General features: G+C 70.2%; 13 protein-coding genes. 8 read left to right on the top strand and 5 right to left on the bottom strand.

The genetic code is table 11. The annotated features are described in order from the left end of the window. The first annotated feature begins 76 nt into the window (after positions 1 to 76). The 6 genes from ABFJ78_RS07490 (at position 77) to ABFJ78_RS07465 (ending at position 5,240) form a co-directional block, all read left to right on the top strand. A complete protein-coding gene (locus ABFJ78_RS07490) occupies positions 77 to 640 on the top strand; it encodes a TetR/AcrR family transcriptional regulator (RefSeq protein WP_436385412.1) in 564 nt (187 codons plus the stop codon). Further along, positions 637 to 2,175, top strand: a complete 1,539-nt coding sequence (locus tag ABFJ78_RS07485) for a glycerol-3-phosphate dehydrogenase/oxidase (protein WP_436385053.1) — start codon at positions 637 to 639, stop codon at positions 2,173 to 2,175. The genes ABFJ78_RS07490 and ABFJ78_RS07485 overlap by 4 nt, the downstream gene beginning before the upstream one ends. Positions 2,176 to 2,348: 173 nt before the next feature. Continuing rightward, positions 2,349 to 2,618, top strand: coding sequence for a helix-turn-helix transcriptional regulator (locus ABFJ78_RS07480; RefSeq protein ID WP_436385051.1), 270 nt, complete (start codon positions 2,349 to 2,351; stop codon positions 2,616 to 2,618). Then, complete coding sequence (locus ABFJ78_RS07475; protein WP_436385049.1) at positions 2,615 to 3,148, top strand: hypothetical protein; 534 nt, start codon at positions 2,615 to 2,617, stop codon at positions 3,146 to 3,148. The genes ABFJ78_RS07480 and ABFJ78_RS07475 overlap by 4 nt, the downstream gene beginning before the upstream one ends. Next, positions 3,145 to 4,053 (top strand): ABC transporter ATP-binding protein, encoded by a 909-nt coding sequence (locus tag ABFJ78_RS07470; protein WP_436385048.1) that lies wholly within the window; start codon positions 3,145 to 3,147, stop codon positions 4,051 to 4,053. The genes ABFJ78_RS07475 and ABFJ78_RS07470 overlap by 4 nt, the downstream gene beginning before the upstream one ends. Next, positions 4,050 to 5,240, top strand: a complete 1,191-nt coding sequence (locus ABFJ78_RS07465; protein WP_436385046.1) for an ABC transporter permease — start codon at positions 4,050 to 4,052, stop codon at positions 5,238 to 5,240. The genes ABFJ78_RS07470 and ABFJ78_RS07465 overlap by 4 nt, the downstream gene beginning before the upstream one ends. Here ABFJ78_RS07465 and ABFJ78_RS07460 read toward each other — a convergent pair whose 3' ends face one another. From ABFJ78_RS07460 to ABFJ78_RS07445, 4 genes are all read right to left on the bottom strand, one after another. Further along, positions 5,241 to 6,587 (bottom strand): cryptochrome/photolyase family protein, encoded by a 1,347-nt coding sequence (locus tag ABFJ78_RS07460; RefSeq protein ID WP_436385045.1) that lies wholly within the window; start codon positions 6,585 to 6,587, stop codon positions 5,241 to 5,243. It lies immediately after the preceding gene. Between the two features lie 64 nt (positions 6,588 to 6,651). Then, entirely contained in the window at positions 6,652 to 7,968 is a 1,317-nt protein-coding gene (locus ABFJ78_RS07455) for a citrate synthase (protein ID WP_436385044.1), read from the bottom strand. 197 nt (positions 7,969 to 8,165) lie between these two features. Further along, on the bottom strand, positions 8,166 to 9,107 hold the full coding sequence (locus ABFJ78_RS07450; RefSeq protein WP_436385042.1) for a carbohydrate kinase family protein: 942 nt from the start codon (positions 9,105 to 9,107) through the stop codon (positions 8,166 to 8,168). 41 nt (positions 9,108 to 9,148) lie between these two features. After that, positions 9,149 to 9,730 (bottom strand): TetR/AcrR family transcriptional regulator, encoded by a 582-nt coding sequence (locus tag ABFJ78_RS07445; RefSeq protein ID WP_436385040.1) that lies wholly within the window; start codon positions 9,728 to 9,730, stop codon positions 9,149 to 9,151. A 101-nt stretch (positions 9,731 to 9,831) separates the two neighbouring features. Here ABFJ78_RS07445 and ABFJ78_RS07440 point away from each other — a divergent pair, with 101 nt between their 5' ends. After that, on the top strand, positions 9,832 to 10,968 hold the full coding sequence (locus ABFJ78_RS07440) for an acyl-CoA dehydrogenase family protein (RefSeq protein WP_436385039.1): 1,137 nt from the start codon (positions 9,832 to 9,834) through the stop codon (positions 10,966 to 10,968). A gap of 85 nt (positions 10,969 to 11,053) precedes the next feature. Next, complete coding sequence (locus ABFJ78_RS07435) at positions 11,054 to 11,605, top strand: Uma2 family endonuclease (RefSeq protein ID WP_436385037.1); 552 nt, start codon at positions 11,054 to 11,056, stop codon at positions 11,603 to 11,605. 48 nt (positions 11,606 to 11,653) lie between these two features. On the opposite strand, the gene ABFJ78_RS07430 is transcribed toward ABFJ78_RS07435, so the two are convergent. Then, positions 11,654 to 12,871 carry an amidohydrolase gene (locus ABFJ78_RS07430; protein WP_436385035.1) on the bottom strand — a complete coding sequence of 406 codons (1,218 nt, stop codon included), beginning with the start codon at positions 12,869 to 12,871 and terminating at the stop codon, positions 11,654 to 11,656. Positions 12,872 to 12,895: the final 24 nt, after the last annotated feature.

The following is a 12,895-nucleotide window of genomic DNA, read 5'->3' as shown; positions in this document are numbered from 1 at the left end:
CGTGAAACGTCACACCACCTCGACCGCGGGATCGTCCGCGCTCGCGGACACCCGCAACCGCCAGACGGCGACGCGTGTGGCCGATGACGTGCTGCTCGACGCCGCGCGCTCGTGCGTGCTGGCCGTCGGTGTGCGCCGCACCACACTCGCCGAAATCGCCCGGACCGCGCGCGTCAGCCGGATGACGGTCTACCGCCGGTTCCCCGACGTCCGCAGCGTGCTCGCGGCGCTGATGACCCGCGAGTTCAGCGGGCTGCTGCGCACGGCGAGCGAGCGCGGCGCCGACGCCGCCAACAGCCGCGAGCGGCTCGTGCTCATCGCGTCGGCCGGCGTCCGCGCGCTGTCGGCCGACCCGCTGTTCCGCACGCTGCTCGACGTCGACCCCGAACTGGTCCTCCCGTACATCGTGGAGCGGCTGGGCGCGACGCAGAAGTTCGCCGAGCAGGCGCTGCACGGACTCCTGGAGGCGGGCCACCAGGACGGCTCGATCCGGCGCGCGCCGGTCGCGGTGCAGTCCCGGTCGGTGCTGCTGGTGGTCCAGTCGTTCGCGTTCTCGCTGCGGCCGGCCACGGCTGACGTGGGCGAGGCGGCGCTGCTGGCGGAGTTCACCCACGTGCTCGACGCGGCGCTGAAGCCGTGACGTCCGGCTCGCTCAACGCGCGGCGCCGCGAACGGGAGCTCGCGGAGCTGGCGGCGGGCGAGCGGCTCGACGTCGTCGTGGTCGGCGGCGGCGTGACGGGAACGGGCATCGCCCTGGACGCGGCTTCGCGCGGGCTGTCGGTGGCGCTGGTCGAGGCGCACGACCTGGCGTTCGGGACGTCCCGCTGGTCGTCGAAGCTCGTCCATGGCGGCCTGCGCTACCTGGCACACGGCGAGCTGGGGTTGGCCCACGAGAGCGCGGTCGAGCGCGGCATCATGATGACGCGCACGGCCCCGCACCTCACGCGCGCGATGCCGCAGCTGTTCCCCTTGTACCCCAGTACATCCCGGGCACAGCAGGCTTTGGTGGCGGCAGGCCTGCGAGCTGGCGACGGCCTCCGCCGCGCGGCGCGGACGCCGTCGTCGGTGCTGCCGCGGCCGCGCTCGATCCCGGCCGCCGAGGCGTTGGCGTTGGCACCCGGGCTTTCCCCGCGAGGTTTGCGCGGCGCACTGCTGGCGTACGACGGCGCTTTGGTCGACGACGCCCGATTGGTGGTGTCGCTGGCGCGGACGGCGGCGTCGTTCGGAGCCCGGATCTTGACGCGGTTGTCGGCGACATCGCTGACGGCGGACCGGGTCTCGGCGGTCGACGGCGTGTCGGGTTCCACTGTGGACATCCGCGCGCGCCAGGTGATCAACGCGACGGGGGTGTGGGCGGGCACGCTGACGGGATCGGTCCGGCTGCGGCCGTCGCTGGGATCGCACCTGGTGCTGGCGCCGGGAACCGTCCCGATGGGCACGACTTCGTTGAACATCGGCGTGCCGGGCGAGACGAACCGGTTCGTGTTCCTGCTCCCCCAGCCGGACGGGCGCGTCTACTTGGGACTGACCGACGAGCCGATCGCCGGCCCGATCCCCGACGTGCCGGTGGTTCCCGAGTCCGATGTGGACTTCCTGCTGTCGTTGGCTTCATCGGTGCTGGCGCGTCCGTTGACGCGTGCCGATGTGGCCGGTTCCTTCGCGGGGTTGCGACCACTGGTGGAGGGTGGTGGGCGTTCGGCGGACCTCTCCCGGAAGCACGCTGTGCTGGCGGGGTCGGACGGGTTGCTGACCGTGGTCGGCGGGAAGCTGACGACGTACCGCCGGATGGCCGAGGACGCGGTCGACGCCGCGGTGAAGCTGGCCGGCCTGAGCGCTTCGCCGTGCCGGACCGCGCGGTTGCCGCTGCTCGGGGCGGCGCCTCGATCGAGTTTGTCCCTTGTGGACGCGTCGCCGCGGCTGGTGGGCCGGTACGGGACGGAGGCCCCGCGGGTGGCGGCGCTGGGCGAGCTGGACGCGGAGTTCGCGGCCCCGGTGGCACCAGGGACGGACATCACGGCGGCCGAGGTGGTGTGGGCGGTCCGGAACGAGGGAGCACTCGACGTGGCGGACGTACTGGAGCGCCGGACACGGCTGGCGTTGATCCCGTCGAACGCGGAGGCCGCGCGGGCGCGGGTCGCGGAGCTTGTCGACAAGTCGCTCGCCGGCCTGGCCTGACCGACTCCCCAGCGCCCCAATGTGGCCTTCGGTGCGTCTGGCGCACCGAAGGCCACATTGGGTGCGCCAGACGCAACCAAGGCCGCCTTGGGGCGCTTGAGCTGACCGCCATCCAACCCGGCTTGATGTGCACTTAACTTGACGACTCGTTGGGTTTTTGCAACAGTACGTTCATGAGTCCGGTCAGACGCGGCAAGGAGCTGCCGATCTACAACCGGCTTCCCGTGCTCCGGGCCGAACGCGGCCTGAGCCGCGCCGCGCTCGCCAATGCCGTCGAGGTCAACCCGCAGACCATCGGCGCTCTCGAGCGGGGCGACCACTATCCGAGCCTGGACCTGGCCTTCCGGATCTGCGCGGTGTTCGACCTGCCCGTCGAAGCGGTGTTCAGCCGCGAGCCGTTCACGCCGTTGTCCACCCAGGTCTACCGCGAGGGGGGAGCATGACCACGAAACTCGGCGCCTACTGGGAACGCCAGCTGGACAAGATGGACCAACGGGAACTCCGGCACGCCAAGCGGCTGCCCGGCTGGCGCACGCGGAAGCACCGCCGGACCCTCGCCGTCGTCGTGGCGGCCGGTGATCTCGGCCTGGTCGCCGGCGCCTTGATCTTCACCACCGGGACCGACTGGGTCTACGGCGCCGTCTGGATGAGCAGCATGCTCGTCGGCGCCAGCGCCTTCGTGCTGCTGCGGATCCTCACCGGCCGGATGAGCGGCGGCTTCTCGCGGCTGCTGGACGAACGCGAGCGCGAATGGCGCCACCGCGTGACCTACATCGGCTTCCAGATCCTGAGCTACCTGATGATCGCCGCGATGATCTACGGCATCTTGGTGGCGGACACCGAAGACGGCGGCTTCCGCGGCGCGATGATGCTGTCCGCACTGCTGGTCACCGGCACCACCATCCCGACCATCATCCTGGGCTGGGCGCTGCCGGACGACGACCCCGAGGACTTCGAAGAGGGGATGGCATGAACGGCACACTGGAGATCGACGGGATCTCCAAGCGCTACGGCGCCAAGGTCGCGCTGGACGGCGTCACGTTCGACGTCCGCGCCGGGGAGCTGTTCGGCTTCGTCGGCAGCAACGGCGCCGGCAAGACCACCACCATGCGGATCGTGCTCGGCGTCCTCGCGGCCGACGGCGGTGAGGTCCGGTTCCGGAACGAAAAGATCACCCACGAGACGCGCACCCACATCGGCTACATGCCCGAGGAACGCGGGCTCTACCCGAAGATGAAGGTCCTCGAGCAGCTCGTCTACCTCGCCGAGCTGCACGGACTCACCGCGAACGAGGCCCACCGCAACGCCGAGAACTGGATCTCCCGGCTCGGGCTGGCCGACCGCCGCAAGGACGAGGTCCAGAAGCTCAGCCTCGGCAACCAGCAGCGCGTCCAGCTGGCCGCCGCACTCGTGCACGACCCCGCCGTGCTGGTGCTCGACGAGCCGTTCTCCGGGCTCGACCCGCTCGCCGTCGACGTCATGAGCGGCGTGCTGCGCGAGAAGGCCGCGGCAGGCGTGCCGGTCGTGTTCTCCAGCCACCAGCTCGACCTCGTCGAGCGGCTGTGCGACCGGGTCGGCATCATCCGCGGCGGCCGGATGGTCGCCGTCGGCACCGTGGACGAGCTGACGGCCGGGGCGAGCAGCAAGCTCGTCGTCACCGCGCCCGCCGCGCCCGAAGGCTGGGCCGCGGGGCTGCCCGGCGTGCGCGTCCTGGAAAACCACGGCCCCACCACCGTCCTCGACCTCGACCCGAGCGCCGACGACCAGGCCGTGCTCGCCGCCGCGCTGGCGACCGGGCCGGTCACCGAGTTCAGCCGCCGTCGCCGGTCGCTGACCGAGCTGTTCCGCGACGCGGTGTCCGACAAGGGGGAACGATGAAGAAGCTGAGCGGCCGGCGGGCCGTCTGGCTCGTGATGAAGCGCGAGCTGAACACGCGCCTGCGCACGCGCTCGTTCGTCGTCGGCACCGTGGTGCTGCTCGTGCTGCTGCTGGGGTACGTCGGGTTCCAGACGTCGCTGGCGGGCTCGGCGGACAAGAGCACGGTCGGGCTCACCGGCCAGGCGACCGGGATCGCGCAGCAGCTGCAGGTCGCGGCGACCCAGTCCGGCCGGCACGTCGACACGGTCACCGTCACCGATCCCGCGGAAGGGCGCAAGAAGGTCGAGGACGGCGACCTCGACGCGCTCGTCTCGGGCAGCGCGGCGAAGCTGACCGCCACCTACAAGTCCTCTTTGGACGAACAGCTCCGCAAGGTGCTCGACCAGGTGGCGCAGCAGCAGGTCCTCGACGGCGTGCTGTCGTCCGCGCAGCTGGAGCCGGCCGACGTGATGGCGCAGGTCAACGGCACCCACGTGCAGGACGACCCGATCTCGCCGGAACCCGCCGACCACACGCAACGGCTCGTCGTCGGCCTGATCGTCGCGTTCCTGCTCTACCTCAGCATCATCACCTACGGGATGATGGTCGCCCAAGGCGTCGTCGAGGAGAAGTCGAGCCGGGTCGTGGAGATCCTGCTCGCCAGCGTGCGGCCGTGGCAGCTGTTGCTGGGCAAGGTGATCGGGCTCGGCCTGGTCGGGCTGACGCAGCTGGTGATCCTGGGCGCGGCCGGGCTCGCCGCCGCGTCGGCGACCGGGGTGTTCTCCCTGTCCGGCTTCGCCACCGGCACGCTGCTGTGGGGGCTGCTCTGGTACCTGCTCGGTTTCCTGTTGTACGCCACGATCTACGGCGCGCTCGGGTCGCTCGTCTCGCGCCAGGAGGACACGCAGTCGGTGGTCTCGCCGCTCAACGTCATCCTCATCGTCGGGTTCATCGCCGGGATCAACCTGCTGCTGCAGGACCCGTCCGGCTCGGGGACCAAGGTGCTTTCGTTGATCCCGCTGCTCTCGCCGATCCTGATGCCGGCCCGGATCTCGACGGGCGCGGCGGCGGGCTGGGAGATCGCGCTGTCGCTCGGGCTGACCGTCGCGCTGGTCGCGCTGCTGACCTGGCTGGGCGGCAAGATCTACGGCAACAGCGTGCTGCGCATCGGCAGCCGCATCAAGCTGTCGGAGGCGCTGCGCGGCTGATCACGACGTGATCCTGCCGTACCGCTCCAAGGACACCTGGCGCTCGTGGGCGTGGTCGACCATGGGTTCCGGGTAGTCCGACGGGCGGTCCTTCAGCTGGTGGACGGCCTTCCCGGGCACCGACCGCAGCTCCGGCACGTACTTGCGGACGTAGTCGCCGTCGGGGTCGAACTTCTCCCCCTGCGTCGTCGGGTTGAAGATCCGGAAGTACGGCGCCGCGTCGGTGCCGCAGCCGGCGACCCACTGCCAGTTCAGCTGGTTCGACGCGAGGTCGCCGTCGACGAGGTGCTTCATGAAGTGCCGCGCGCCGAGCCACCACGGCAGGTGCAGGTCCTTCACCAGGAAGCTCGCGACGACCATCCGGACGCGGTTGTGCATCCAGCCCTCGGCCAGCAGCTGCCGCATCCCGGCGTCGACGATCGGGTAGCCCGTCTTGCCGGCGCACCAGCGCTCGAACGCCTCGGGATCGTCGTCGTGCAACATGGCGTCGAAGCGCTTGTCGTAGTTCTTCCGCGCGGTTTCCGGGCGGTGCCACAGGACGTCGGCGTGGAACTCGCGCCAGCAGATCTCGCTGCGCAACGACTTCGCGCCGACGCGGGCGTCACCTTCCAGGTCGGCCAGGATGGTCCGCGGGTGGATGCAGCCCCAGCGCAGGTACGGCGAAAGCCGTGTCGTCCCTTCGCGGTCAGGCCGGTCGCGGTCGGCGTCGTACGTCTCGATCGGGCCATCGAGGAAGTCGTGCCAGACGTCGAGCGCGGCCTGCTCGCCCGGCTCCGGGAGCGTCGCGGCAACGCGAGGCGCGCGCGGGATCTTCAGTGACTTCGGCGGTGCCACCCAGTCCACAAGGGACGGTCCGGTGTCGGCCGGCGAGTGCCGGCCGCGTGCGGTCCACGCCCGGTGGAACGGCGTGAAGACGCGGTACGGATCGCCGTCCGGCTTGGTGACCTGCCCGGGCGTCACGGCGTAGGGCGAGCCCGTCTCGACCCAGTCGATGTTGTGCTCCGCCAAGGCTTTCGCGACGGCGGCGTCCCGCCGGCGGCCGTACGGGCCGGTGTCGGCGCTGACGTGCACCGCGGCCGCGCCGATCTGCTTCGCCGCGCGGACCACTTCCACGGCCGGTTCGCCGCGCACCAGCATCAGCCGCCCGCCGAGCTGCTCGTCCAGCTTCTCCAGGCACCCGTACATGAAGGCTTCCCGCGGTGCCCCACCGGGCTTCAGCAGCACGTCGTCGAGGACGTACAGCGCGAGGACGTGCTTGCTGTGCTTCGACGCCTCGAGCAGCGCGGCGTGGTCGCCCAGCCGCAGGTCACGGCGGAACCACAGCACGACGGGCGCTTCGCGAGTCACGACGGACAACGATAAGCGCCCCGCCGTGCGGGTGCACGGCGGGGCGCTTACCAGGGTGACTGACTCAGCGGTCGGACATCGGGACGTAGTCCCGCGACGCGTAGCCGGTGTAGATCTGCCGCGGGCGGCCGATCTTGGTGGCCGGGTCGTTGATCATCTCGCGCCAGTGCGCGATCCAGCCCGGGAGCCGGCCCAGCGCGAACAGCACCGTGAAGAACTTCGTCGGGAAGCCCAGCGCCCGGTAGATCAGGCCGGTGTAGAAGTCCACGTTCGGGTACAGCTTCCGCTCGACGAAGTAGTCGTCGGAAAGCGCCGTCTCCTCGAGCTTCTTGGCGATGTCGAGCAGCTGGTCGCCGCCCTTCAGCTTGCCGAGGATCTCGTCCGCGGTGTTCTTGATGATCTTCGCGCGCGGGTCGTAGTTCTTGTAGACCCGGTGCCCGAAGCCCATCAGCTTCACGCCCTTTTCCTTGTTCTTCACCCGCTCCACGAACTTGGCGACGTCGCCGCCGTCGTTCTGGATGCCCTCGAGCATGTCGAGGACCGCGGCGTTCGCGCCGCCGTGCAGCGGGCCGAACAGGGCGTTGATGCCGGCCGAAATCGACGCGAACAGGTTCGCCTCGGACGAGCCGACCAGGCGCACGGTCGAGGTCGAGCAGTTCTGCTCGTGGTCGGCGTGCAGGATGAACAGCAGGTCGAGCGCCTTCACGACGTCCGGGTCGACGTCGTACGGCTCGGCCGGGAAGCCGAAGGTCATCCGCAGGAAGTTCTCGACCAGGCCCAGCGAGTTGTCCGGGTACAGCAGCGGCTGGCCGACGGACTTCTTGTACGCGTAGGCCGCCAGGGTCGGGACCTTGGCGAGCAGGCGGATGGTCGACAGCTCGACGTTCGGCTCGTCGAACGGGTCGAGCGAGTCCTGGTAGAAGGTCGACAGGGCCGACACCGCGCTGGACAGCACGGGCATCGGGTGGGCGTCACGCGGGAAGCCGCTGAAGAACGCCTTGAGGTCCTCGTGCAGCAGCGTGTGGCGCTGGATCTTCTCGGTGAAGTCGGCCAGCTGCGTCTCGGTCGGCAGCTCGCCGTAGATCAGGAGGTAGGAGACCTCGACGAAGGTCGACTTCTCCGCCAGCTGCTCGATCGGGTAGCCCCGGTAGCGGAGGATCCCGGCGTCACCGTCGATGTAGGCGATGGCGGACGACGCGGCACCGGTGTTGACGAACCCGGGGTCGTAGGTGATGTACCCCGTCTGCGCCAGCAGCTTCCCCAGTTCGATCCCGGGCGCGCCCTCGACCGGGTGGACGATCTTGAACTCGTGCTCGCCACTCGGCAGGGTCAGCTTCGCGGTTTCGCCGCCGGACTGCCCCGCAGTCGTCGCGTCGGACATGCAAGTCCCTCTCACGTTCGGCACGGGTCGGCGGCGCCTGCGGGTTCCACAGGTAGCCACGTGTTAACGCGAGGAAACACTGGCGCCTCGCTGCACACCGCCCCGCTGGGGTATGAAGAATGCCCCTCAACGTTAGTCGAGAAACGTGCGTTCGCGCAGCGGTGGCGTTGCTCCTGGGTGCCCCTTTGGGACCAGGTTCACACGGCGGCCGCCATATCGGCGGACGTGGGCGGCTCGGCACCGCTCCGCGAAACCGTGATGGACGCCGCTTTCGCGGCGAATTCGAGCGCTTCGCGCCACGCGCCCGCGTCGAGGGAGGCCAGGTCGGTGACGTCGTGGGTGTGCAGCCAGGCCAGCAGCGCGCCCTGGACGGTGTCGCCGGCGCCGATGGTGTCGACCACCGTCACCTTGCGCGACGGGACGTGGGCCAGCTCACCTGCGGCGGTGATCACCGCGACGCCGTCGGCGCCCCGGGTGAGCACCACGGCGTCCACACCGGACTCGACCCACGTCTTCGCGGCGGCGACCGGGTCGGCGCCGCCGGTGAGCCACGCGGCGTCGTCGTCGGAGATCTTCAGCAGGCGGACGTCCGGCAGCCAGGAGGTGAACCGGGCGCGGTAGGCGGCCGGATCGGTGATCAGCGCCTCGCGGATGTTGGGGTCGAGGACGGTCAGCACGCCACGCGCGGCCTCGCGCCGCAGCATCGCCTCGTACGCCGACGCGCCGGGCTCGAGGACCATCCCGAGGGTGCCGAGCGAGAGCGCGGTCACGTTCTCCGGAAGCGGTCCCGGGTCCGCGACGAGCCGGTCCGCGGTGCCTTCGACGTAGAACGTGTAGCGCGCGGCGCCCTTCGCGTCGAGCGCGACGACGGCGAGCGTCGTCGGCTCGTCGCCGCGCTGCAGCAGCGACGTGTCGACGGCGGAAGCGTGCAGCCGCTCGACCATCGCGTCGCCGAAGCGGTCCGTGGACACGCGCGAGAGGAACGCCGCCGGCACGCCGAGGCGCCCGGCCGCGAGCGCGACGTTGTACGGCCCACCGCCGAGCCGCGGCAGCAGCGCGCGCAGCCCACCGTCCACAGTGGAATCCAGGGGGTCACCGGGGACCAGGTCGACCAGAGCTTCTCCGCCTACGACGATCACGCCGGGAGTTTAATGGAGTTCGGGCTGACAATTCCTGTCCGCTATTTGTTCAGCCCGCCGAGCAGCAGTTCACCCAGGGCGGTGAACGCTTCGGCGTCGGAGACGTCGATCCGCCGCCCGAGCACCCCGGTCTGGATGCCTTCGATGATCAGGGTGGTCATCTCGGCGACGAGCCGGGCGTGGACGTCGCGGAAGACGCCGTCGGCGACGCCCTTGTCGATGAACTGCCGGAGCCGCTGCGCCGCGAACCGGCTGTTGACCTGGTAGGCCTCGCGGGCCGGCCCGAACTCGGCGAGGTCGCGCATGAACTCCGGCGACGCGCGGTTCAGGTGCTCGGCGACGCCGGCCAGGTACTCCTCGATGAGCTTGCGGGCGTCGTCGATCCCGGCGACGCGTTCCTCGATCCGTTCGCCGGCGCCCCGGAAGAAGTGGGTGACGACCTTGAGGGCGAGCTGCTCCTTGCTGGGCGCGAGCGCGTAGAGCGTCGACTTCGAGCAGCGGAGGCGGCCGGCGAGGTCGTCGAGGGTGAAGCCGGCGAACCCCTCCGCGAGGAAGAGCGCCTCGAGGTCACCGAGCAGGGCGCGCTGGCGCGCGGTCGGCCGGCGGCGGGGTTCGGGGGGCATCGGCTCACTATCTCCTACGTCTTCCGGCCACCCCAGGCCTGCCGTACTGTACTCTAAACGAGCCCACAGTACTGTTTTCAGTACCGCTTTGGAGGACACCGATGCCCGCCGAACGCCTGCTGCCTTCTTCGGAGGCCGAGGACCTGGTCTCCCTGGCCCGCGAGATCGCCCGCGGCGAGCTGGCGCCCCGAGCAGCGGCGGCCGAGGAGGCGGAGCAGTTCCCGCGCGAGCAGTTCCGCCTGCTGGGCAAGTCCGGCCTTCTGGGGCTGCCGTACGCGGAGCGCTGGGGCGGCGGCGAGGTGCCGTACGAGGTGTACCTGCAGGTCCTGGAGGAGATCGCGGCGGCGTGGATGACGGTCGGCGTCGGCCTGTCGGTGCACACGATGTCCTGCTACGCGCTGGCGGAGTACGGCACGGACGCCCAGCGCGCGGAGTGGCTGCCGGAGATGCTGGAGGGCTCGCTGCTGGGGGCGTACGCGCTGTCGGAGACGCAGGCGGGCTCGGACGCGGCGGCCTTGTCGACGCGCGCGCGTCTCGACGGCTCGGACTACGTCGTCAACGGCACGAAGGCGTGGATCACGCACGCGGGCGTGGCGGACTTCTACACGACGATGGTGCGGACCGGTCCGGAGGAGATTTCGTGCCTGCTGGTCCCTGGTGCGACCGACGGTCTCTCGGCGGCCCCGCGCGAACGCAAGATGGGGCTCACGGGCTCCCCGACGGCCCAGCTGATCTTCGACGGCGCCCGGGTGCCTGCCTCGCGGCTGCTGGGCGCGCCCGGTGACGGGCTCCGGATCGCGCTGTCGTCGTTGAGTTCGGGACGGCTCGGGATCGCGGCGTGCGCGGTGGGCCTGGCGCAGGCGGCGCTGGACGAAGCGGTGGCGTACGCGAAGGGCCGGTCGCAGTTCGGCCGGCCGATCATCGAGTTCCAGGGGGTCGAGTTCCTCCTGGCCGACATGGCGGCGGTGGTGGAGTCGTCCCGCGCGATGTACCTGGACGCGGCGCGCCGCCGTGACCGCGGGCTGCCGTTCCAGCGCCAGGCGTCGATCGCCAAGCTGGTGGCGACCGATGGGGCGATGAAGGTGACGACGGACGCCGTGCAGGTGCTCGGCGGGGCCGGGTACACGCGGGACTTCCCGGTGGAGCGGTACCTGCGGGAGGCGAAGGTGCCGCAGATCTTCGAAGGGACGAACCAGATCCAACGGATGGTCATCGCCCGGGAGCTGAAGAAGGCTTAGCCGGTCGAGGGAACGGTGTCACACGCTCGGTACAGATAGCGTTACTCATGGCCGGCTCGGATGGTCGGCGACGTGAGGAGGCGCGGTGACCGCTGTTCCGGTTCGACTGCTGACCATCGAGGAGTACTCGGCGCTCGGCGAAACCGAAGTGGGTTTCACCGAACTCGTGGAGGGCCGGGTGGTGACGTCACCCAATCCGGGCGCGGCGCACAACCGAGTCGCGTTTCAGCTGGCCGGCCAGCTCGATCCGCAGCTGCCACCCGAGCTGAGAGTCATCCCCGGCATCGACATCGACCTGCAGCTGGCACCTGCCGATCAGCCCGGCTTCTCGCGCCGGCCCGACTTGTCGGTTGTCGACAAAACAGCGCTCGCGCGCCGGTACGAGGAGATGCTGCGCGCCGACGAGGTAGCAGTGGTGGTCGAGGTCGTGTCGCCGGCATCGACGCGCACCGACTACCGGGTCAAGCGCGACGAGTACGCCGACGCCGGTATTCCGCACTACTGGATTGTCGACCTCACCGAGCCGGTCTCACTGATCGCCTGCCAGGGCTACCGGAGCGTCGCCGCGGTCACCGGGACCTTCACCACCGACGTCCCGTTCCCGGTCAAGATCGACCTGGACACCCTCCTCGACTGATCGGACGGCACGCCGGAACCGCCCGGTAACCGGCGTGCCGTCCGAAGCTCAACGGGCTTCGCGGTACCGCCGGTCCTTCGACACGCCTTCGCCCAGCGACTCGTCGAAGTGGTACACCTCGTCACCCCGGACGAACACGCGCAGCGCGCGGTTCATCACGTCCAACGGGTCGCCCGACCACAGCACGACGTCCGCGTCCAGGCCCGGCTTCAGGGACCCGATCTGCTCGTCCAGCCCCAGCATCGACGCCGGGTTGATGGTCAGCGAGCGCAACGCCGTCGCCGGGTCGAGGCCGTCCTTGACCGCCAGCGCCGCCTGGTAGACCAGGAAGTTGATCGGGATCACCGGGTGGTCCGTCGTGATCGCGATCTTCACGCCCGCGCGGGCCAGGATGCCTGCCGACCGCAGCGTCCGGTTGCGCAGCTCGACCTTGGACTTCGTCGTGAACAGCGGGCCGAGGATCACCGGAACCTCGCGTTCAGCCAGCAGGTCCGCGATCAGGTGGCCCTCGGTGCCGTGGTTGATCACGAGCTTGTAGCCGAACTCGTCGGCCAGCCGCAGCGCCGTCACGATGTCGTCCGCGCGGTGGACGTGCTGGTCCCAGTACAGCTCGCCGTCGAGGACCTTCGACAGCGTCTCCATGGTCAGGTCGACCTCGTGCGGCTTGCCCTCGGACTCCGCGTGCGCGCGCTTGGCCTGGTAGTTGCGGGCCTTGGTGAACGCCTCGCGCAGGATCGCCGCGACGCCCAGCCGCGTCGACGGCGTCTGCTTCTTGTCGCCGTACACGCGCTTCGGGTTCTCGCCGAGCGCGCTCTTCACGCTGACGTGCTCGGCGAAGATCATGTCGAGGATGCTGCGGCCCCAGGTCTTGACGCCGATCGTCTGCCCGCCGATCGGGTTGCCCGACCCGGGCTTGATGACGACGCTCGTGACGCCGCCGGCCAGCGCGTCGTCGAAGCCGGGCTCGTACGGGTCGATGCCGTCGATGGCGCGGAAGCGGGCGCCGTTCGGGTCGGTCATCTCGTTCGTGTCGTTGCCGGCCCAGCCCTCGCCGTCCTCGTGGACGCCGAGGTGGGCGTGGGCGTCGATGAAGCCGGGCAGCACCCAGGTGCCGGCCGCGTCGACCAGTTCGGCGTCTTCCGGGATGTCGACATCGGCCTCGGCGCCGATCGCGACGATCTTGCCGCCGTCGATCAGGACCGTGCCGCCGTCGATGGGATCACCGTCGATGGGGACGACATAGCCCCCGACAATTGCCTTCGCCATAGTTCGCCACGCTAACGAACTCAC

This window comes from Amycolatopsis sp. MEPSY49 (assembly GCF_051337345.1).
GTDB lineage: Bacteria > Actinomycetota > Actinomycetes > Mycobacteriales > Pseudonocardiaceae > Amycolatopsis.
The sequence above is the reverse complement of the archived record's forward strand: the minus strand, read 5'-3'. Positions and strand labels throughout refer to the sequence as shown.